This is a genomic window from Buttiauxella cochleicola, assembly GCF_021282405.1.
Taxonomy (GTDB): Bacteria; Pseudomonadota; Gammaproteobacteria; order Enterobacterales; family Enterobacteriaceae; genus Buttiauxella; species Buttiauxella massiliensis.
On record NZ_JAJSOU010000006.1, the window covers coordinates 37,973 to 59,524 of the forward strand.

The 21,552-nt window shown below is 48.8% G+C and carries 17 protein-coding genes, 4 tRNA genes and 2 pseudogenes; 10 read left to right on the top strand and 13 right to left on the bottom strand.

Features of this window, described 5'->3' with window-relative positions:
* Positions 1 to 25: 25 nt before the first annotated feature.
* From LVQ79_RS09565 to LVQ79_RS09620, 12 genes and pseudogenes are all read right to left on the bottom strand, one after another.
* Positions 26 to 1,804 carry an aminopeptidase P family protein gene (locus LVQ79_RS09565; RefSeq protein ID WP_232864743.1) on the bottom strand — a complete coding sequence of 593 codons (1,779 nt, stop codon included), beginning with the start codon at positions 1,802 to 1,804 and terminating at the stop codon, positions 26 to 28.
* Between the two features lie 12 nt (positions 1,805 to 1,816).
* Positions 1,817 to 3,277 carry an AMP nucleosidase gene (locus tag LVQ79_RS09570; RefSeq protein ID WP_151994283.1) on the bottom strand — a complete coding sequence of 487 codons (1,461 nt, stop codon included), beginning with the start codon at positions 3,275 to 3,277 and terminating at the stop codon, positions 1,817 to 1,819.
* A 153-nt stretch (positions 3,278 to 3,430) separates the two neighbouring features.
* Positions 3,431 to 4,195, bottom strand: a complete 765-nt coding sequence (locus tag LVQ79_RS09575) for a DeoR/GlpR family DNA-binding transcription regulator (protein ID WP_232864744.1) — start codon at positions 4,193 to 4,195, stop codon at positions 3,431 to 3,433.
* Positions 4,179 to 4,832, bottom strand: a complete 654-nt coding sequence (locus LVQ79_RS09580) for a beta/alpha barrel domain-containing protein (protein ID WP_232864745.1) — start codon at positions 4,830 to 4,832, stop codon at positions 4,179 to 4,181. The genes LVQ79_RS09575 and LVQ79_RS09580 overlap by 17 nt, the downstream gene beginning before the upstream one ends.
* 2 nt (positions 4,833 to 4,834) lie before the next feature.
* On the bottom strand, positions 4,835 to 5,284 hold the full coding sequence (locus tag LVQ79_RS09585; RefSeq protein WP_370639845.1) for a PTS sugar transporter subunit IIA: 450 nt from the start codon (positions 5,282 to 5,284) through the stop codon (positions 4,835 to 4,837).
* Between the two features lie 109 nt (positions 5,285 to 5,393).
* Positions 5,394 to 6,200, bottom strand: coding sequence for a BtpA/SgcQ family protein (locus LVQ79_RS09590; RefSeq protein ID WP_232864747.1), 807 nt, complete (start codon positions 6,198 to 6,200; stop codon positions 5,394 to 5,396).
* Between the two features lie 31 nt (positions 6,201 to 6,231).
* Complete coding sequence (locus LVQ79_RS09595) at positions 6,232 to 7,545, bottom strand: galactitol-specific PTS transporter subunit IIC (RefSeq protein WP_232864748.1); 1,314 nt, start codon at positions 7,543 to 7,545, stop codon at positions 6,232 to 6,234.
* Between the two features lie 17 nt (positions 7,546 to 7,562).
* The gene (locus LVQ79_RS09600) at positions 7,563 to 7,838 is read right to left on the bottom strand and encodes a PTS sugar transporter subunit IIB (protein WP_232864749.1); all 276 of its coding nucleotides are present in this window, start codon (positions 7,836 to 7,838) and stop codon (positions 7,563 to 7,565) included.
* Positions 7,835 to 8,944 (bottom strand): M42 family metallopeptidase, encoded by a 1,110-nt coding sequence (locus tag LVQ79_RS09605; RefSeq protein WP_232864750.1) that lies wholly within the window; start codon positions 8,942 to 8,944, stop codon positions 7,835 to 7,837. The genes LVQ79_RS09600 and LVQ79_RS09605 overlap by 4 nt, the downstream gene beginning before the upstream one ends.
* A 217-nt stretch (positions 8,945 to 9,161) precedes the next feature.
* A pseudogene (locus tag LVQ79_RS09610) lies at positions 9,162 to 10,154 on the bottom strand (IS4 family transposase); the annotation flags it as partial.
* Positions 10,154 to 10,827: pseudogene (locus LVQ79_RS09615) on the bottom strand (tyrosine-type recombinase/integrase); the annotation flags it as partial. The pseudogenes LVQ79_RS09610 and LVQ79_RS09615, both read right to left, overlap by 1 nt.
* Before the next feature lie 161 nt (positions 10,828 to 10,988).
* Positions 10,989 to 11,064: transfer RNA gene (locus tag LVQ79_RS09620), tRNA-Asn, on the bottom strand.
* A 190-nt stretch (positions 11,065 to 11,254) separates the two neighbouring features.
* Between LVQ79_RS09620 and LVQ79_RS09625 the strand changes: the two genes are divergently transcribed.
* The 9 genes from LVQ79_RS09625 (at position 11,255) to LVQ79_RS09665 (ending at position 17,371) form a co-directional block, all read left to right on the top strand.
* The gene (locus LVQ79_RS09625; protein ID WP_232864751.1) at positions 11,255 to 11,620 is read left to right on the top strand and encodes a copper resistance protein; all 366 of its coding nucleotides are present in this window, start codon (positions 11,255 to 11,257) and stop codon (positions 11,618 to 11,620) included.
* A 49-nt stretch (positions 11,621 to 11,669) separates the two neighbouring features.
* On the top strand, positions 11,670 to 13,556 hold the full coding sequence (locus tag LVQ79_RS09630; protein WP_232864752.1) for a cytochrome c biogenesis protein CcdA: 1,887 nt from the start codon (positions 11,670 to 11,672) through the stop codon (positions 13,554 to 13,556).
* On the top strand, positions 13,553 to 14,167 hold the full coding sequence (locus LVQ79_RS09635) for a DsbA family protein (RefSeq protein ID WP_232864753.1): 615 nt from the start codon (positions 13,553 to 13,555) through the stop codon (positions 14,165 to 14,167). Before LVQ79_RS09630 ends, LVQ79_RS09635 begins: the two co-directional genes overlap by 4 nt.
* Positions 14,157 to 14,660: a protein disulfide oxidoreductase gene (locus tag LVQ79_RS09640; protein ID WP_232864754.1), complete on the top strand. Its 504-nt coding sequence runs from the start codon at positions 14,157 to 14,159 to the stop codon at positions 14,658 to 14,660. Before LVQ79_RS09635 ends, LVQ79_RS09640 begins: the two co-directional genes overlap by 11 nt.
* 221 nt (positions 14,661 to 14,881) lie before the next feature.
* The gene (gene nac, locus LVQ79_RS09645) at positions 14,882 to 15,799 is read left to right on the top strand and encodes a nitrogen assimilation transcriptional regulator NAC (RefSeq protein WP_232864755.1); all 918 of its coding nucleotides are present in this window, start codon (positions 14,882 to 14,884) and stop codon (positions 15,797 to 15,799) included.
* A gap of 105 nt (positions 15,800 to 15,904) precedes the next feature.
* Positions 15,905 to 16,849, top strand: coding sequence for an HTH-type transcriptional regulator Cbl (gene cbl, locus LVQ79_RS09650; protein ID WP_232864756.1), 945 nt, complete (start codon positions 15,905 to 15,907; stop codon positions 16,847 to 16,849).
* A 224-nt stretch (positions 16,850 to 17,073) separates the two neighbouring features.
* A tRNA-Gly gene (locus LVQ79_RS09655) sits at positions 17,074 to 17,149 on the top strand.
* Between the two features lie 49 nt (positions 17,150 to 17,198).
* A tRNA-Cys gene (locus LVQ79_RS09660) sits at positions 17,199 to 17,272 on the top strand.
* 12 nt (positions 17,273 to 17,284) lie between these two features.
* A tRNA-Leu gene (locus tag LVQ79_RS09665) sits at positions 17,285 to 17,371 on the top strand.
* A 219-nt stretch (positions 17,372 to 17,590) separates the two neighbouring features.
* On the opposite strand, the gene LVQ79_RS09670 is transcribed toward LVQ79_RS09665, so the two are convergent.
* Positions 17,591 to 19,816, bottom strand: a complete 2,226-nt coding sequence (locus tag LVQ79_RS09670; RefSeq protein WP_232864757.1) for a sensor domain-containing phosphodiesterase — start codon at positions 19,814 to 19,816, stop codon at positions 17,591 to 17,593.
* A gap of 868 nt (positions 19,817 to 20,684) precedes the next feature.
* On the opposite strand from LVQ79_RS09670, the gene LVQ79_RS09675 reads away from it, so the two are divergent.
* Positions 20,685 to 21,269, top strand: coding sequence for a UPF0149 family protein (locus LVQ79_RS09675; protein ID WP_304502994.1), 585 nt, complete (start codon positions 20,685 to 20,687; stop codon positions 21,267 to 21,269).
* Positions 21,270 to 21,552: the final 283 nt, after the last annotated feature.

Sequence of the window (21,552 nt, forward strand, 5' to 3'; positions counted from 1 at the left end):
GCAAAAACACGGCTCTTTGAGGGATTTACATGCGCTGCGTTCTGACTGGCGCTGTTGCCTCTATCAGCCATGGCCGCGCAGTACTGGAAACGAGCGGTGACAATGTGTCCCGCACCAACTGGTGGTAATCATCAAGCCAGGCAATCTCTTGCTCACTTAACAATGGTAATTCCACAGCGCTTAAATCAATCGGGATCAGTGTCAGCGAAGCGAATTTACAGAAACCAGGAACAGAGGCGACAACTTCCACCTGGTTTTCAATACGAATGCCATGGCTGCCAGCGAGGTAATAACCCGGTTCGATAGTCAGTACGTTGCCCGGCAGCATTGGCCACGGGTTCACTTTTTTCGCCATACGGTGTGGGTTTTCGTGAATCAACATGTTGTGGCCGACACCGTGACCAGTTCCGTGGTCATAATCCAGACCCAGTTCCCACAGTGGACGGCGAGCAAATGCATCCAGTTGGTGGCCCTGTGCGCCTTGCGGAAATTGCAGCGAAATCAGCGACAGGAAGCCTTTCAGAACCGCGGTGTAGTGCAGGCGGCGTTGAGCATCGAGTTGCCCAAAGTTCAGCGTGCGGGTGGCATCGGTGGTGCCGTTGAAATACTGGCCACCGGAGTCATTGAGATAAAATTCATTACCGACGATCGCGAAGTTGGTTTCCGGTGCGCTGTGGTAATGGCACATGGCGGCATTGCCCGCTGCGGCGGAAATGGTGCCAAAGCTTTGCTCGATGAAGTTGTCACATTCCTGACGGAAAGCGAGCTGTTTTTCCTGGGCTTCAAGTTCAGTAATCGGATTGCCAGAGGCTTCACGCAGCGGTACTTCATGGCTGAGCCATGCAAGGAAATTAACCCAGGCGGCACCATCCTGAACATGGCTTGAACGATAGCCTTCCAGTTCGATATCGTTCTTATTGGCTTTCATTAGTGTGATTGGATCTGGCTGCCATTCAATGTCACCGCCGCCTTGTTCCACAGCAAAGCGCACAGCGACAGGCGTGTTGTCGCCATCAAGCAAGAAGCGCTTCCCGGCCGCAAGCTGCTGGCAACGTGCGAGGAAGGCATCCGGGCTGTGGACGGCGATTGACGCCGGCACTGAACTGTCGAGTTGTTGCAGCTTCGCCTCGTCAACAAACCACTCAACTGCACCGTCATTTTTAACCAGCGCAAACGAAAGCGGCACTGGGCTTGTTGGGATGTCTGAACCGCGCACGTTAAGCAACCAGGCAATGTTGTCTGGCAAAGTGAGCGCAAGGTAATCGACACCCTGGCGCGTCAACGCTTGCGCGACTCGGGCACATTTAGACTTAGAAGATTCACCGCTAATCACATCAGGCATCTGGCGTATCAGCCCACGAGGTATGGCCGGACGTGTCGCCCAGATTTGATTGATCGGGTCATCATTAACGGCAACCAGGTCGCAGCCACTGGTACGCAGGCTTTCATACTGGCTGTTGACCATCAGCAGCGGTTCAAACGCGATGCGTTTACCAGCTGACAAATTTTCGTGAAGCCAGAGATGAATTGGCTCATCGTGCAAATGGTGGATTTCAAACTCGTCCAGATTCACCTGCTGGCGCGCCTGAACCTGATAGCGGCCATCAACGAACAGCAACGCGCGGTCAGCCAGAATCAGAGCCAGGCCCGCAGAGCCGTCAAAGCCGCTGATAAACTCCAGTTTGTCGTCATAAGGCGCGCAATATTCACTTTGCCAGGCGTCGGTGCGTGGAACCAGCATGCCATCCAGTTCGCGCTCTTTAAGCAGGCTGCGCAATGCAGCCAGGGGAGTTGTGTGTTGCATTAGTATTTTCTCTTAACGGAAAGGAGGTTCATTAAAAGTACGTAATTTGCGTGAGTGCAGGCGTTCGCCTTCAGCGCGCAAGAGATCAATCGCGCAGATACCAATCTGCAAGTGCTCCGAAATCGCCCCTTCATAAAAGCGGTTGGCCTGGCCGGGGAGTTTAATTTCACCGTGCAGAGGTTTATCGGAAACACATAACAACGTGCCATACGGTACGCGGAAGCGATAACCCTGTGCGGCAATGGTGGCGCTTTCCATATCAATAGCGACGGCGCGGCTGAGGTTAAAACGCAAGGCCGAGGCGGAATAGCGCAACTCCCAGTTACGATCGTCGGTAGTGACAACAGTCCCGGTACGTAAACGTTGCTTAACTTCTTCACCCGGCATGCCGCTCACCAGCTTGGTTGCGTCGTAGAGGGCACGCTGCACTTCGGCAATGCTTGGGATTGGGATATCCGGCGGCAGCACCGCATCCAGAACGTGATCGTCACGCAGATACGCATGGGCCAGAACATAATCGCCAATTGACTGGCTTTCACGCAGGCCGCCGCAGTGGCCAATCATCAACCACGCAGCCGGGCGCAACACCGCCAGGTGGTCGCAAATAGTTTTTGCATTCGACGGGCCAACACCGATATTCACCAGCGTGATGCCGGTACCGTTGGCATCGATTAAGTGCCAAGCAGGCATTTGGTGTTTTTTCCAGGCGAGATCTGAAATCGCTTCTTCAGGGGCCTGGCTGTCGGCCGTCAACCACACGCCACCGGCGCAGGAAAGTGCGACATACGGGCTTTCAGGGTCAAGAATTTGCTGGCAACCCCAGCGCACAAACTCGTCCACATACCGGGTGTAGTTGGTAAACAACACGAAAGACTGGAAGTGTTCTACCGGGGTGCCGGTGTAGTGGCGTAAACGCGCGAGCGAAAAATCGACGCGTCGGGCATCAAAATGCGAAAGCGGGTAGAACTCGCCAGGGTGGAACAACCCATCCGCTGTCTCATCGCCAATTTGCGACAGTTCGGTGGTGGGAAAATAGCGCGGCAAACCGGCGCTCATTGAGCGGTCCAGCGACAAACTGGAACCATCAATCACATACGGATACGGGATTTCATGCTGCGATAACCCCACTTCTATGTGTGCGCCATAGTCGTCATAAAGCAGTGTGAGTTGTTCGGCGAGATAATGGCGGAATAAAGCAGGACGGGTGACGGTGGTTGTATAACTGCCTGAATGGGTAAAGCGAGCATAGGCACGGGTTTTATTTGGGTGATGTACGGTGCCATCCCAACTGACGCGTAACTCCGGGTAGACAAATAAACCAGCGGCACGTTTTTCAATTTCGGGTAGTGCGCCGTTCTCAACATACTGGCCAATAGCGTCGCGCAGTGCGTTGACCGAGGCATCGTACAGCTCCTCTAGTTTATCGAGGGCCTGGTTCGGGGTAAGGGCTGTGGCGGCTGTCTGATGCGTCATCTTTTCTCCTCATCCTGCTGATTTTTACAGGGCTGTTTGCAGCTTCGATAGTATGTCATCGGGAGGAGGGAGCGAAAGGGGTTGGTAAGGGTTGAAAAGCAAAAAGCCGGCTTAATTTAGCTGGCTTTACACATTGGGTGCCTTCATGGGCTGTTAACGAATAACATTGACACCTGCCTGAAGATAACGCTTAAACAGCTGATCGGATAGACCTTTGTCAGTTATCACACAATGAATACAAGAAAGCGTGCTGATGTTATAGGGATTGGTTTGTTCAAATTTGCTGTGATCAGCCAGCAGGATCACTTTTTTGGCGCGCTGGATAATGGTTTTTTTTATGCCGACTTCAAACAGGGTAGCGTTGGTGATACCGGCATCGAGAGATAACGCATCGCAGGAAATAAATGCCTGTTCAATAGAAAAGGTTTTCAGCATATCCGTAGCGAGGCTTTCTCCCACAGTGAAATAGCCGGGGCGGATCATGCCGCCGATAATATAGCTCTCCAGATGACTCATCTGCGCCAGATGATGTGCAATATTAACATCGGTAGTGACCACGCTTGCCGGTATATCCAGCGACTTTGCCAACGCAAGGCAGGTGGATCCGGAGTCAAGAATAAGAAAATCGTGTGGACGGATGTACTGACGTGCCAGCAGGGCTATCTGTTTTTTTGCTTCGACATTAATATTTTTTTTCATGTCGAAGACGAATTCTTTATCCGCGTTATTGACGTTAAAGCGCAACCCTCCATGATAACGTTCCATGCCGGGATAGTGGGCCGCAATATAGTTAAAATCGCGCCTTAAAGTGGCATCGGCATAATTCAATAATTCATGTGCCTGTTGAATGCTGAACTGATGGTGTATCCACAAGTAGTGCAGGATATTACCGATACGTTCACTACGCTTTTGGCTCATCGGATTCATCCTGAAACTGGCGTAGCGCGTATGCAATATCGTTCTCAGCAAATAGAGCCCGGCCGAGTACCAGATGGCGAGCTCCCGCATGAATCAGCGTTGAGGCAACATTGAGATCAACACCTCCGTCAGCCCAGATTTCAGCCTGTGGGAATAACCGCGCGGCTTCGGCCACTTTATCTGACATTGCCGGAATGAAACGTTGCCCTTCACCATCCGGTTCGCTGGTCATTATCAACAAGCCATCAAGTTGTTTATTCAGGTAGCGGTAATGGGCAACGGGCGTTGCCGGATTAAATGCCAGTCCGGCTTTGGCACCGGTCAGACGGATAGCGTCCAGATCTTCTGATGGGTTAGCCAGCGCTTCAGCATGCAGAAAAATCCATGCCGGTTTTAGCGGCGCAATCCAGGTTAGCCAGCGGCGAGGCTCCGCCAGCATCAGATGAAATGACAAACAATGTTGCGTCTCACGGGCGATGGCGGTAACGGTCTTCATCCCGAAGGTGATGTTGTTGATAAAGCTGGTGTCTTCGATATCAATATGCAGGGAGCTTACTTTCAGGCGCGCCAGCGAAGAAAGTGTCTCCCCGAGTGTCAGCGGGTCGGAGGAAGCCAGGGACGGGTGGAGATAGACCATCTTTAACGCTCCTGTAGTGTGGGAGAACCGATCAGTTGAAAAAGTTCATGGTCAGTTTTTGCCTGTCGCAACCGGGTGAGTAACTCACCATCATCAAGCAGCGTTGTGATGCTCTGAATGGTTGCCAGGTGGGCATTGGCATCCGTGGCGCTAAGTGCAATCACCAACCATACCGGATCACAATCTTCATGGCCGAAACAAACCGGGCTCTCAAGCGTAGTGATGGCGATGCCATTCGCCAGTACGCCCTGTTCGGGGCGTGCGTGGGGCATGGCGATACCGGGTGCAATGACATAATAAGGGCCCCATTCAAGCGTATTTTCAATCACGCTCTGATAGTAGCGGCGGGTGGTGTAACCGGACTCCTCCAGCGACTGCAGGGCAATTTGAACCGCCTGCTGCCAGTCTGATGCTTTTCTCCGGGCTTGGGCGAGTTGGGGCTGATGTATCAGCATATTGACACCTGTAACGTAATAGCGATAAATAAAGGCCCGGTGTACTTTTGGCGAAGGCGCCGGGCCGTTAGTGATGACGGAGGGGCCGTTGAAAAACGGCCTCGTTTTACCTTCTGAGTTGGTGCACTTTTTCCATAAAGCGCGCGACCCGCGATTCATCGACGAAGTTATCGAATATCCCGTCTTTCTTGAAATGTGTTGCGGTGACACAACCGTCGGCAATGGCCAGCTGTTCTTCTACGTTATCCAGACACACCCCGGTATTGGCCAGCACGACGGTATCCGGTACCGTCTCTTTCACTATTTTGAGCAGGGCGGAATCCGTTTTGCTACCCGCGGTCAGGCCCGAAACACACAGTGCATCAGGATGGTTGTTGAACACCGTTGATTTAGCGATAGCGCGAATATCGCGGTTCCCCAGATAAACGGCGGCTTCTGGCACAATGTTGAATAAGGTTTTGACATGTGAGGCACCAATGCTGTGCTGGTGGCGAATCGTTTCGCCGACATTGGTATCCCAGATACCGAAATCGCTGGCGTAGGCACCGGTAAAGATTTCACGAATAAACTTACCGTCTACGGCCATCGCCAAATCAAACGAAGCGACCGGATCCCAAAGTACGTTGACCCCGTAAGGCACCTTAATCTCAGCCATCAACTGCCCGATAACGCGCGCCATAGCAGCGGTCGTTTCCGTTTTTACGCGCGTCAGATAGGGCAGGCTGAATTCGTTGGAGAACATGACGGCATCTACGCCCCCATTTTGTAGCGCAATCAAGTCATCGCGGGCTTTGTCGATAACCCAGTTCATGCCTTTTTTGCTGTCATAACCCGGATCACCAGGCAAGGCGCGCAAATGGCACATAGCAATAACGGCTTTCTCAGTACCAATAACGGTTTTAAGCCAACTCATATTTCACTACTCCTTTTTAACGATTGATAAATCAGGCAGATAACTCACGTTTACCCAGACCAATAACCACCAGCGCCGTGATACCAATGCAGACAATAGTGCCAATTAACCCCATGCCGACGAGTTCGGTAATCGACCAGCCGAACGGGTTGCCAACCGAAAGCGCGGTAATTTGTGAACCGTCTTTAGCCAGACTGAACCCCCCCTGTGCGGCCATCTGGGTAAAGTACGGGGCAAAATGGGTGGAAATCAGTAATACAAAAATCATGGTGATAAAGCTGGTGATTACGGTACGCAGGAAATCTCCGCGATGGATAACGGTTGCCATACAGACAAAGAAAGGTGCAACGGGAAGGTCGGCGAGTGGCAGCACCTGATTCCCCGGTAACAGCCCGGCGGTGATGAGCATGATGGGGATTAGCAGCAGGCCGACGGCAATGGTGGTGGGGTGGCCAAGTGTGACGGCACTGTCCAGGCCGATATAAAACTCCCGACCATGAAAATGCTTTTGCAAGAAGGTGCGAGCCCCCTCGGATATAGGAAGCAAGCCTTCAACAATCAAACGGATCATGCGCGGGAACAGCACCATGATGGCCGCTACGGTGATCACCAGACTTGCCAGATCTTTGAATCCGTAACCGGCTGCGAGGCCAAAGATAATACCCAGAATCACGCCAATAATTACCGGGTCGCCAATCATGCCAAAGCGTTTTTGGATTTCGCTGGCATCAATGCTGTGGTTTTTCATAAACGGAATACGTTCATAGACCCACTCCAGCAGCAGCGCAATGGGGACTGAGCTGGTTCCCCAACCCTGGGGGATAGAAATGCCTTCCAGACCGACAATCTTTTGTACGCGACGGGCAGTGAGATCGGCCACTTTCAGTGACAATGCCGCATGGCAGACCGCCGCTATCACGCCATAGATCATGCTGCCGGTAAGAATATTGGCAATAGCACCGGTAATGGCGTAATGCCAATAGTTGTAGATATCCACGTTCATGGTTTTGGTCAGGCGCGTAACCAGTAACACAATGTTAAACAGGAACACCACCGGGATCACCACCGCCCCGACAGCCGTGGCATAACCGACACCAGAAGCCGGGCCTGCTCCTACATCCAGTAGATTCAGATGCAGGCCGAAACGCTCGATCATCAGTTTGATGGCGGGATTCAGGCTATCTATTGCCATGACAATCACTAGCCCCATTCCCACGAAGCCAATGCCGATGGTGACGCCAGCTTTAACTGCCTGGAAAAACGGGATACGGAAAATAAGCGCGATGAAAAACATGATGATGGGGACGAAAACTGTACCCCCGAGGGATAAAATATAATCAATCATGACGGTACCCTCTGATGTTATTTCAGTAACTCAAGCAACTGCTGCTTAAGTGGTTCATCGTTAATTCCCGTCAGAAATGCAGCACCATTCAGGCACGGTACTCCGTAATCAGTACTGGTTTTCATGGCCGTGACGATAAGATCAACCCCTTGTTTATTGAGTGGAATTTCACTCAGACAACATTGATTGGTGGTGGCGTGAATACCTTGCTCACTCAGGAAACGGCTTAGTTTCTGGGCAATCATGGTGGACGTGGCCATGCCGGTACCACAGGCAACAAGTATTTTTTTCATTGCGGTGACCTCTTTTCTTTCACAGTTAATGGAAACGTTTCGGCTTTCGCTTCAACAAGATGTGCCAGCAGATTGATGCAGTGTTGCAGGTCGCTCAGGCTGGCAACTTCGCCAGGAGAATGGGTGTAACGACAGGGAATAGACAGACCCGCGCAGAGGATACCGTCCTGCTGAAGCTGGATGTACCCGCTTTCGGTAATCACGCCAGGTGCGACTTCGCGTTGAACCGGGATTTGATGCTGCACGGCGGTCGTTTCCAGCCAGTGAATGACTTTGGGTGAAGTAATAAGACCAGCCAGCGTGCCGCGTCCATGGTAGTTCAGACAGGTGATGCCGGGTCCCTGATTGATCACCAGATCAGAATAGTCGGCGAGATCCGGGGTATCGCATGAAGGCGTGATATCAATGCCGATCGTCAGGTCAGGGCTGATAGCATTTACGGCGGGAAGAATGCCGCGAATATTAAACTCTTCCTGTACCGCAGCGACGATAAACAAAGCCACTTCCAGCGTTTTTCCGGCGATTTTATCCGCCAGCCCAAGCAAGGCTGTGCAGCCCAGACGGTTATCCAGTGCCTTGCTGCAAACCAGATTATTGCCGAGTGCACGCGGTGGATTATTGAGTGTGATGGGCGTCCCAACATTAACCCCCATCGCCAGCGCATCCTGTTTGCTGCTGGCCCCGATATCGATCCACAGTTGGTCGATTGCAGGTTGATGGGTGCGTTCATCCCCTTTACTGAAATGGTAAGATTTGGTCCCGATACAACCCGGCACACTGCCTTTACTGCCCTGCAAATTCACCGTGGAGCCGGACATGGTTATCTGTGCAGGCCCGCCGACGCGTTCAAAACGAATAAAACCGTTCTGCTCAATCTTTCGCACCATAAAACCGACTTCGTCCATATGGGCGAACACCATCACGCGCAGCGCATCGGGTTCTTGACTGCCAAACTGTGCAATGACATTGCCCAGAACATCCCGACTTGTTGTGATAGCACCTTTTGCGAGAAGGGGTTGTATCACGTCAGCAACAACGGTTTCGTGGCCGGGGATGGCATCCAGCGACAGGAGATGCATCAGGGTGGAACGGGTATCAAAGGGCATAAATAACCTCAGAAGTGATTGACCGAGGGGATGTTATGCGGTGTATCTGATTGATTAAATGAGATGAAAATCACATTAAAAAACGAAGCGGATGCTTTTACCTGAACGATGAGAAGTGGTTAAAACTAAATCGCTCATTTAAATTGTACATACGGTGAAATCGCTCAATGACGTTGAGTGAACCGGGGGAATTACCCTGAGGGATCCCCACTCATTATCAGTAAACCAGTACCATAGATGTATTTCGCTGGACAAGTAGTCTTAACGACTTATCCAGCGACGTTCTGACAAACAATTCTGGTGAATGCCTCTTAACATTTTCTGCCAGTGTTAACAGGGATATTACTCTGCGGCTATGGGTTGTGTTGGCCTGATACCTCCGCTGCAATCCCTTGTTTTCAAAGCTATAACCACTCAGCCACATGATTATGCTTGCCAGTGTGGCTATCAGACTCAGTACTGAAAGCCGTCCAACTGTCTGGCTCCCTCCATCCCGTAATCCAAATCCATATCTGGCACTTTTTTCATCCCTGAAATTTTGCTCAATCTGCATCCTTCTGCTGTAAATTTTCATTACTTGCTTTGCGCTATATTCCGTCGTATTCGTAAAAATTAACCAGGGAGATTTTGCTGAAGCGCGGCTTTTCATCTCCTGACCGGGTCGACGCTTTCGTTCTTTGGTACTTCGTCCTTTCCGTCCTTTATCTTTCTGTTTATACAGATAAAAATGGCCGGGATGTTGAGCGCACTTATTTCGTCCGAGAATACCTTCACCTAAATACTGAGGTCTATCTGTGGCTTTATTTCCCGACTCACTGACTTTCTCCCACTCAGTTCCGGTGCGGTAATAATGATTTCCCTGTATCCGGCTGATATAAGACCAACCGCGTTGACTGATTTGCCTGAACCAGCGTCCATGAAAAACCGAATCGGCAATAATAACGACTTTTGTATCCGGTTTGAGGCAGTGTGAAAGTGATGTAAAAAACTGGTCATGTATATCCGGATTCCCCTGAAGAGCTTTTGGTACCACCCGGCTCATCAGTGGAAGATAGCGGCCATCACAGGCGAGGCTCGCACGCAACAGTTGTAAGGCTTCACAGTGATAACTACTCCAGTCCACCAGAATAAAAACACGGGGCATCTGCTGAACCATTCGCCGGGTAATTAAGTTGAATATACCGGGGACTTCCTGCTGAATACGGGGATTAGCTCCCGACCCTGTTGATAATCGCCGATACGGTCAAGCAGTTCAGGCAACCGTTCCAGTGGCAGTGCGGGATAGTGATTTTTAACGGGAGGTGCGACAACGCCTTCCAGATGCTGCGCCGGGTTATTTTCGGTCATTCCCTGCTGTACAGCGTAACGCATGATGTTGCAGAGCTGCTGCCGGGTTCGGGACGCGACCTCAAGGAAGCCTTTATCCTCGTAACCCGAAGTAATGCCGTGAAATGCTGCGTTTTAAGAATTGTGACGGGCAAATGACCTATTGCCGGAAAGATATGATTGTCCATGCTGGCGAGAATACGTGCGGCGTAATCGGTCGACCATTTTTTGTTGGTTTTATGCCATGCAAGCGCCACGGTTTTAAAGCACTTGCCAGGTGAAGACGCTGCTTTATCCGCAATACGTTGTTGCGCTGGATTGATTTTCTGTGTCAATAGTTTGCGAATGCCATCGCGCTGCTGTCTGGCTTGCGAAAGTGAGATGAGTGGATATGCACCCAGACTGACTCTGGATTCTTTTCCACTAAAGCGATATTTGAGATACCAGATGCGCGAACCAGCCGGATTGACAAGCAAATACAGGCCATGTGAATCGGTGAGTTTTACGGGACGGGAAGAAGGTTTTAAATTGCGGATTTTAGAATCGTTTAAAGACATTTGGGGGTCACTCCAATATCGAACCAAACTGACCCCAAATCTGACCACCAAATTCACTGGATGCGTAGGGAAAACTAAACACGCATCGGGAAGGTTTTTCACGCTAACTTACTGAATCAAAATCATATAGAGATTCGCAGGGATGCATGAAAACAAGAATTTGGCTCCTCTGACTGGACTCGAACCAGTGACATACGGATTAACAGTCCGCCGTTCTACCGACTGAACTACAGAGGAATCGGTTAACGGGGCGCATATTAGCGATGCGCTTCGGGGTTGTCAAAGCCTGTTATCACACTGCAGGTTTGTTTGCTGATAAAACAATCAAACCCGGCAATGCAGGCGTGCAGACATATCTTTACAGCACATCAGTTGCCAAACGAGAACGACTGGTTAAGATATGCGGTTCATATAGTGCGAGGGATTCATGTTTAAACGGAAGCATTTTGCAAAGTGGTTTTTATTGCTGGCATGTCTGGTGGTGTTAGTTTGCACCGCGCAACGCATGGCGGGATTGCACGCTTTGCAAATGAAAGCTGCCCAAAGCATCATGCTCTCGCAAAGCAGCAATTCCGAAGTTGAAGATAACGCGCCGGTTACCCCCTGCGAATTGAGTGCAAAGTCATTACTTGCCGCACCTCCAGTGTTGTTTGAAGCTGCATTTTTTGTTTTCAGTCTACTTCTGGCGCTGATTGCACCATTACAAGCTGAACGATCATCTGTTTCTCCTGCCAGGGCATTTAGTTCGCCCACCCTCAGAGTCCATCTCAGATTTTGCGTTTTCCGTGAATGAAACACCGGCTGTTTAACACAGTTCGATAATTCATTTACGGAGAAAAAATATGTTGAGTCTTTTTAGGCGAGCGTTGCTCTGCCTGCTACTGCTATGGCTGCCATTTTCATGGGCTGCGGAACCCGGCTGGCTTCAATCTACGGATAATCAACACGCCAGCGTTCGGCTGCGTGCAGATACCTCACTGCCAGGTGAAACCCGCGTCCTGCTGGATGTAAAACTGGAAGAAGGGTGGAAAACCTATTGGCGGTCGCCGGGTGATGGTGGCGTTGCGCCGACTATTGTCTGGAGCGAAGCCGTGAAATCTGCCCAGTGGTTCTGGCCGACGCCACAACGTTTTGATGTGGCGGGGATCACCACTCAGGGTTACCACAATGCGGTAAGTATTCCGCTGGTCCTCGATGGTGCTTTTACAGGGAAAATCACAGGCGTACTTACGCTCTCGACCTGCAAAGATGTCTGTCTGCTGACAGATTTTCCCTTTGAAATCACACCTGAGAATGGCAACGCAGCTTTTGCCCACGATTATGCACAAGCGATGGGTAAAGTGCCGCTTCATAACGGGCTAACCGATAGCCTGAAAGCGGGGTATCGCAGCGCTGAACTGGTGGTGCAAGCCACACGTTCGGCAGGCTGGCAGAAACCCGAGTTGTTTTTTGATATGCCAGAGGATGCCAGTTTCGGTAAACCAAAATATCGTGTCGAAGGTGAAATGTTATGGGCAACCGTACCGGTTAGTGATGGCTGGGAAGGCGCCGGGCCCGATCTCCGTGGGCGCAATCTCTCTTTGGTTATCGCCGATAATGGCATTGCTCAGCAAAGCAATATCACGATAGCTGAAACGCCAGTTGTACCTGAGGCTGGGGGTGACTTTGTACTCTGGCAAGTGTTACTGCTTGCCCTGCTGGGTGGGTTCATTCTTAACCTGATGCCATGTGTGTTGCCCGTTTTGGGGATGAAACTCGGTTCCGTGTTACTGGCTGAAAAACAAGAAAAGCGCGTTATTCGCCAACAGTTCCTCGCCTCATTTGCCGGTATTCTCGTTTCGTTTATGGCGCTGGCGCTATTAATGACGGTACTGCGTTTGACAAACCAGGCGGTGGGCTGGGGGATTCAGTTCCAGAATGCCTGGTTTATTGGCTTTATGGCCGTAGTGATGTTGGTGTTCAGTGCCAATCTGTTTGGACTATTTGAATTCCGACTTTCTTCAAAAGTGACAACCAGGATTGCTACGCAAGGTGGCAATGGCATAAGTGGGCATTTCTGGCAGGGAGCGCTGGCAACACTGCTGGCAACACCTTGTAGTGCTCCATTCCTCGGTACAGCCGTTGCTGTGGCACTTGGTGCATCTTTGCCAACATTGTGGGGTATCTTTTTAGCTCTTGGTGTGGGAATGAGCCTGCCGTGGCTGCTGATTGCCATGCGCCCTTCATTGGCATTACGACTGCCGAAACCTGGACGCTGGATGGTCTGGTTGCGCCGCATCCTGGCAGTGATGATGCTGGGCTCAGCTTTATGGCTGGTTAGTCTGTTACCGGTGCATTTTGGGTCAGCAGTAAATACTCCCGTTAAAGAAAATATTGCCTGGCAGCCGCTAAGTGAGCAGGCAATTCAGGATGCAGTGGCGCAAAACAAGCGTGTGTTTATTGATGTCACCGCCGACTGGTGTATCACCTGCAAAATTAACAAGTTAAACGTTCTTTCTCGTGAGGATGTACAGGCTGTGTTGCAAGAGCCTGATGTCATTGCATTACGCGGAGACTGGACACTCCCTTCAAAAGAGATAACCACATTCCTCAAACAGCGTGGACAAGTTGGTGTGCCATTCAACCAGGTCTATGGGCCGGGTACACCCGAAGGAAAAGCCCTGCCAACTCTGTTGACACGAGATGTCGTATTGAACGCGCTAAATGATGCGAAAGGAGATAAAAAATGAAAATGATCATGACGCTTGTACTGTTGCTGGCGACCACTTTTGGTGCCACTGCCGAGACCCAACCTAATAATGAAGAACAAATACAGCAGATGATCTATCAAGCGTTGTATCACGATCCTGCCAGCCCACGGATTGGTGCAACGTCACCGAAATTAATCATCATTTCGTTTACCGACTACAACTGCCCGTACTGTAAAAAGTTCGACCCAATGCTTGAGAAGATTGTCGAGAAGTATCCCGACGTGGCGGTGGTGTTCAAGCTGTTGCCATTTCGTGGTGAATCATCATCGCTGGCAGCGCGTGTCGCCTTAACGACCTGGCGCGAGTACCCGCAACAGTTTCTGGCATTGCATCACAGTTTGATGTCGAAACAGGGTAATCACACCGCAACCACTATTGATGCGGCATTCGTCAAAAGTGGGGTACCAGTGGTTAAGCCTGATGAATTGAGTAGGGAAACACTGAATCTCAACCTTCAACTGGCTCGGGTCGTCGGTGTGGAAGGCACGCCGGCAACATTGGTTGGCGATACCTTACTGGCAGGGGCAGTGCCATGGGAGTCTTTGGAAACGCTGGTGATAGAAAAGCGGGCGCAGGCCAATGAAAAGTAAATTAAAGCGCTGGGGACGGGAAGCATTGGTGATGGTGGTAGTCCTCCTCACCATTGTCTTTCTGATGGACTGGTGGCGAGCGCCGAAAATGCCCACGACTTTCGACAGCACACCACTTCATACACTGGATGGCCAGGCAGTCACGTTGAGCGCGTTGAGTGAAGATCGTCCATTACTACTTTATTTCTGGGCTAGTTGGTGCGGTGTGTGTCGCTACACCACACCTTCTGTTGCGCAGTTGGTGGGAGAAGGAGGGAACGTGATGACAATTGCGCTACGTTCAGGTGGACCACAGGATGTGACGCGTTGGTTGGCCCAGAAAAAGATCCATCTCCCTGTGGTCAATGATGCCTCAGGTGAGTTATCTCGCAACTGGCAGATTGGCGTCACGCCTACGTTGGTTGTGCTTTATAAAGGAGAGGTTGTCTCGTCAACGACCGGTTGGACCAGCCTTTCAGGAATGAAATTACGTCTTTGGTGGGCAAGTTTGTAACGAGGTGGTTTGGCGCACCGTAATGGTGCGCCTATACCTCTAATGGGGCATAAGAGAACCACTGTTTCAAACTCATTTTTCCTCTTTTCAAATCACTTTCGCTTATTATCCAGCTTGTTAGGACATCTGGTCGGATGTTTCTCAAAAGTGGCAAGCATATTGCAATTCTTAGAGAGACATCACTGCCGAGACTGGCGTTGGCATTCCGTGTAGGGGGCAAAATGAATTTAAGACGACTGAAGTACTTCGTGAAAATCGTCGATATTGGTAGCCTGACTCAAGCCGCAGAAGTGCTGCATATTGCGCAGCCGGCACTGAGCCAACAAGTTGCTACCCTTGAAGGTGAAATGGATCAGCAGCTATTAATTCGTACCAAACGCGGCGTAACGCCAACAGAAGCAGGAAAAATTCTCTATACCCATGCGCGAACTATTTTGCGCCAATGTGAACAGGCTCAATTAGCGGTTTGCAATGTGGGCCAAACTTTAGGTGGTCAGGTTTCTATTGGTCTGGCTCCCGGTACCGCAGCGTCTTCAATTACCATGCCTTTATTACAGGCAGTACGTGCGGAATTACCCGACGTGCTGGTCTATCTGCATGAGAACAGTAGTTCTGTCCTGAATGACAAGCTGTTAAGCGGCCAGCTTGACATGGCGGTCTTGTATGACCGTTCTCCAACGGCGGGCATCACCAGCCAACCGTTACTTAAAGAGGAGTTGTTTCTGGTCGGCACCCGCGACTGTCCAGGTCAGACAGTCGATCTTTCTGCGGTGGCCGAAATGAACCTATTCCTGCCGCGAGACTACAGCGCCGTGCGTAAACGCGTGGATGAAGCTTTCTCATTACGCCGCTTAACGGCAAAAATTACCGGGGAGATTGATTCTATCTCGACGCTGACGGCTGCTATTGCCAGCGGTATGGGGGTGACCGTGTTGCCAGAATCAGCGGCACGCTCGCTGGTGAGTTCAGCAAACGGCTGGATGGCTCGTATCACCAGCCCATCCCTGAATTTACCACTCTCGGTTAATTTATCGGCCCGTAGCGCGCTGACCCCGCAGGCGCAGGCAGTAAAAGACATTTTGATGTCGCTGGTGGTTCGTCCTGCACAGGAAAATCGCGAACTGCTACTGGTAGGATGATTCGGCTTATTGCTAAATCGAATAAGTTGCTGGTTTTTATTATTTGTTATATCGGGGTTGCCACTTTAACAATAGTGTAAAGAATGGTTATGCCCCGGGGGCAATGTGAACTTCCAGCAACTCAAAATCATCCGCGAGGCGGCCCGGCGGGACTACAACCTGACCGAAGTCGCCAATATGCTTTTCACTTCGCAATCGGGCGTAAGCCGCCATATTCGTGAACTGGAAGAAGAACTCGGTATCGAGATTTTCATCCGTCGCGGTAAACGTTTATTGGGCATGACAGAGCCGGGTAAAGCTCTGCTGGTGATTGCTGAACGTATTCTTAATGAAGCCAGTAATGTACGTCGTCTGGCCGATGTATTTACCAACGACACCAGCGGTGTACTCACCATTGCTACCACGCATACTCAGGCACGCTACAGTTTGCCGTCGGTTATCAAATCGTTCCGCACATTATTCCCAGAAGTACGTCTTGAGCTAATTCAGGGGACACCGCAAGAAATCGAGATGCTGCTGCATAACGGTACTGCAGATATTGGTATTGCCAGTGAGCGCTTAAGTACCGATCCCTTAGTCGTTGCTTATCCGTGGTTTCGCTGGTCTCACACTTTATTGGTGCCGCGCGGTCATCCACTGATCCATGCTAATCCCCTCACACTTGATGATATTAGCCATTGGCCGATTATTACTTATCGTCAGGGTATTACCGGACGTGCGCGTATTGATGAAGCGTTCTCACGCCGTGGACTGACTCCAGATATCGTGCTGAGTGCGCAAGACTCAGACGTGGTGAAAACTTATGTTGAACTAGGACTGGGTATCGGTCTGGTGGCATTTCAGGCAAGCAGCGAGGAAGGGGAGTTAGTCAGGCTCGATACTCGCCATCTTTTTGACACTAACACCGTGTGGCTCGGATTGAAGCGAGGTCAGCTACAACGGAATTATGTCTGGCGATTTATTGAGCTATGTAATCCGGAGCTTTCGGTTGCGGATATCAAAAGGCTGGCACTTGAACCAGAAGAAACGATATTGGATTATCAAATTTGATTCCCATTTACTGGTTAATGCATCAATATTTGGACGCAGCAGAGGCTTATTTGCTCGAACCGTGATCGGTGCGGTGCAAAATTCAGCAAACGGAGCGTGATGACGGAAAATTTCATTGACTCATCGCGTCAGGTAAGTAGAATGCAACGCATCGAACGGCAGTACAGCTTGCCAGAAGATAGTAAAATCAAATGATTAGCTTTAAGGTTAATTAGTAAGATTTTGCGGGAATAGCTCAGTTGGTAGAGCACGACCTTGCCAAGGTCGGGGTCGCGAGTTCGAGTCTCGTTTCCCGCTCCAAATTTATGTAGCAGAGTTTCTGTTACAGCCTGCGAAGGTAAAAGGTTTTGGCGCGTTAGCAAAGCGGTTATGTAGCGGATTGCAAATCCGTCTAGTCCGGTTCGACTCCGGAACGCGCCTCCACTTTCTTCCCGAGCCCGGGTGGTGAAATCGGTAGACACAAGGGATTTAAAATCCCTCGGCGTTCGCGCTGTGCGGGTTCAAGTCCCGCCCCGGGCACCATGGGAAACATAAGAATAATCAAAGCAATAAGCAGTGTCGTGAAACCACCTCCGGGTGGTTTTTTTATGCCTGAAATTCACGTTTTGTGCTCATAGGCTCCAATCAACGACAAACCACAGCCTGATAATGTAAAACCAGCCCGGCAGCCTATTAGGATTTTAGGCTGCCGGGTTGTTGAGCGGTTTCTGAGTCAAATGCGATAATTAGCTTAATACAAAGCTACAGCTCTGCTTGCTCAACGGGGATAGGTTTTCCAATATGGTATCCCTGTAACCAATCGATACCCATCTCAGTTAGCATCTGCGCGATTTCTTCGTTTTCAACAAACTCTGCAACTATCTCCATATTTTTCAATTTCGCCATTTCGCAAAATGATTTAACGGCACAGTAGCTAAATGGATCATCAATAATATTTTTGATAAAAGAACCATCGATTTTTAGAATGTCTGCATTCAGAACACGCAATCTGTCATAACTTGAGGAGCCGGTGCCAAAGTCATCAATGGCAATTTTACTGCCCGCATTACGCAGACTTCTCAGGATGTCTGAGACATTGTCGTTATCAAGAATTTCAGATTCAATAATTTCAAAAATAATACGGTAAGGAGCTATGCTGTACTTCTTGAATAATGTTGAGACATTATCCAGAAAGTCAGTTTGGTAAAGTGACTCTGGCGTCAGGTTGATTGAAAAATAACAATCAGGATCTGAGACTTTCCTTGTCTGCATAAAGCGGAATGTTTGTTCAATTACCGTAATATCCAGTGCAGGCAGCAGGCCACCTTTGCGTGCCAGGGGCAGAAAGGTATCAGGAAAAATTAGTTTACCATCTGCTGTTTTGAGGCGAATAAGGATCTCATGGTAATGAATTTTACCCCGAACAGAGATAACAGGTTGTGCGGTGAGCACCGTGGATACAATTGGCTGTGCCATTAGCAACAACGATTGTCTGTCGATAGCTTGTTGCAGAACATCGCGTATCATCCCTGACTCAACAATGTTATCCCCAGGAACCGTCGGGCTCAGAGATAACGGTCTTCCATGCAACAAGGAAATATAACTGTTAATGTTTAACTGTTTTATTGCTTCTGATAAGTTGCGGATGATTCTTTTATCACTAGTATAAGCCACCCCACAATTGAGCCCGAGGATAGATGTTTTCCATTGAAAGCGGAAAACCCTTAGTGATCTGTAAAATACGGGGACGTCTGGGAGCGTGTTTAGCCTTAGAATTATACCATGACCAGGGCTGTAATAAACCTGGCCACAACATGGCAATAAGCCTGTTATATACGAACTTAACGCTTTAACAAATTCAAAGCGAAACTCCACACCATAAGTCTGTTCAAGCTCATTTAGCTCTGGGCAACGAATCAGGCATAATGCTTCAGCTGAGTGTTTATCTATATCCATACTCAGAGCCTGAAAATTTAGCAGCCCTGTGTTTGGCTCGGAGCGGTACAGTCTGCTGACATGCTGGGAGTATTTTAGGTTGTGCGCAGATATCACTCCTGTTGCAACAATGGTCAGGGAGAAAATGAAAATTGTTGTGGATGATATGATTAAGCTGTGCAGATGGTTGGCATCTGTAAGGGTATTTGCTATTGAAATATATCCATCAATATAATTTCCCAGCAATGCCAGTATGATGACCCATACAGGAGCCACCAAAGCATGCCCAATACGAACTGTCCCCCATAACATTACCGGTAATAACCACAGTAAAGAATAATCAGTAAAGAGCAGCGTATTGAGATTTTTTGAAATCAGGCAGTACATAATTATCAGCAGTAAAAACCACCAGATTGCCTGATATAAAACGGATGGGCCTGATTTTACTGATGCTTTTACGTGTCTTAAATATTGAAGTCCCCATGCAGGCTTATGGCAGACCCGAAGTAAAAGATAACAAAAGGGAATACCCGTAATACAAGAGTTCATCATCCACTGCAGGTTAATCAGAGTCTGTACTGTAAAAATTTCAGTGGCTGATTCTGGATCAAAATAAGTCTGAAGTGAGTGATGAAAAGTTATACATAACAAAGAATTACAGCAAACAAGCCAACCAATGCGTCGGGGAGTTAACTGACTTCGCCCAAAACTGACCGTACCACGTTTTCCTGTGTGCCAGTAATACAGTAGCTGACTGATGAGTGCTGCCAGCAACTGGGACGTTAGAGTCAGTTTCGCTGATAACGGATGACAAGAAATCGAATAAAGGAAAAATATCCCCAGGATGGGAAGTGCCTTCTTTCTGTATAACACCAGCAAAGCAGAAATCAGCGGTAGCGTAAGGTCATAAAACCGAATTGTCGCATCTGCAATCTGTTCCTGAGCGGTAAGGGACTCGGCCAGAAACTGAAAGAAGAAAAATGCCACTCCGATACACAAAGGGCCTATCATTCTTTTGATTAAAATATCATCTTTGGCTTCTGCCAATAACATGCTTTCTTCTCTGTTAAATAATTTTTTATAGATGGCTATAATTAATGTGTAAAATTACACATTAAATGTGCTCGAAATATCAGAAATTTTCTTTACTGCTACTTGAAGGGGTGATACGCCGTGAAAAAATGGTTCTGAATCGGATCGGTAAAACCGTCGTAACCATCCACCCAACCAGATGAAAGAGATATTTCTGTATCATGTAAATGATCGTTCAAAATGTTCAGTGAATCAATATAAATAGATTTTGTGATAGGTTTTTAAGGTCATCAACTCTAAAAATAGCAGTTAAGAACTATCAAAATGTCACTTGTTAAGTTAATGTTATTTGATGGTTTCGATATGTTGGATTGATGAGTTACACCAGCACGTGTGCAACGAAGACTCAATAAGTGATAGGGATGTGCTAAAACTTTATCATTTTTCCTGGTTCAAATGCTTTCATATATTAAGGTCAGTATTACCAGTGAATATTGCTAATAAATTAATCTTGAGTATTTGAATATTTTATACTCAAAGCTTGTTTAGTTTGGGCTATATAATTGTACTCGATTTTACTTGCTGATATTTGTGCTATAGAGAAGGCTGCTCTTTTCCTCGCTATGGCCATCTATCGCCCGCACACTTATGTGTAGCTGGGCGACAACTCCCACCTTGAGCACCCTGGTAATAAAATCAATGATAAGCCTTTCCGTTAGATCACTTTTGGGTGATTTTTGTTCTTATGGTTATCGGAGTTTTATGAATGCAATCTGACAAATCTTTCATTCTTAGAGGAATATCACGGCATACTATAGGCTGAAATCAATCGTATGAGTCTTTGCATCAACATTGGCTTAAAAATCGCACAAACTCTGGAGAACTCAGTATGAATCAAGGGCCACTAAACGAAGAAGAATTGGAATGGCTGGATGATACCCTCACTCAGTATGGTAACGATGATTCCGTACTGGATGTGTCCGAGTTGGACGGGATGCTCACTGCTATTCTTTCTGCCCCTGGAACGATTCAACTCACGCAGTGGCAAACTGCACTTTGGGGCGGTGAATCACAATTGCCTCATTGGGAGAGTGAAAAGGAGCAGCAACGCTTTAACGATCTCGCATGCCAGCATATGAACGATATTGCAGAGCGACTGTGTCATGCTCCGGATCAGTTCGAGCCGCTATTTGGTTTACGCGAAATTGATGGCAAGGAATACACCATTGTAGAAGAGTGGTGTTTTGGCTATATGCGTGGTGTTGAACTGAGTAACTGGGAGGCATTGCCAGAACAACTGGAAACCGCGCTGGAAACGATAGCTCTACATGGTGATGAAGCGCATATTGCAAAGCTTGAGCAAATGACTGAGCAAGAATATGAAGCCAGCCAGGCAGCAATTGGTCCTGCTGCGTTACAACTGCATCGTTACTGGCAAGAAAAGCGTGAGGCTGGGTCGGAAGTTTTACATTAATTACACGCCACAAAATCTTTCTTTTAATAACCAGGCAGCATTCGGTGTGCTGTCTGGCTGCTGTAAAATGCTTATAACCGCAACTACTTCCCATCTGTAAAAATGGCTTAAATCGCTATATAAACTTATGTACTCCCTAATAAACTCTATTAAAACAAATATCTATCTCATACTCCGATAGTGCTTAAGTCTCTTCGGGAAGCTAACATTTAACTTTACATTTTCTAACAACTCGCCCGCGTTTTTTACATCTATGATATAATTAGATCGGAAAAAGAAAATT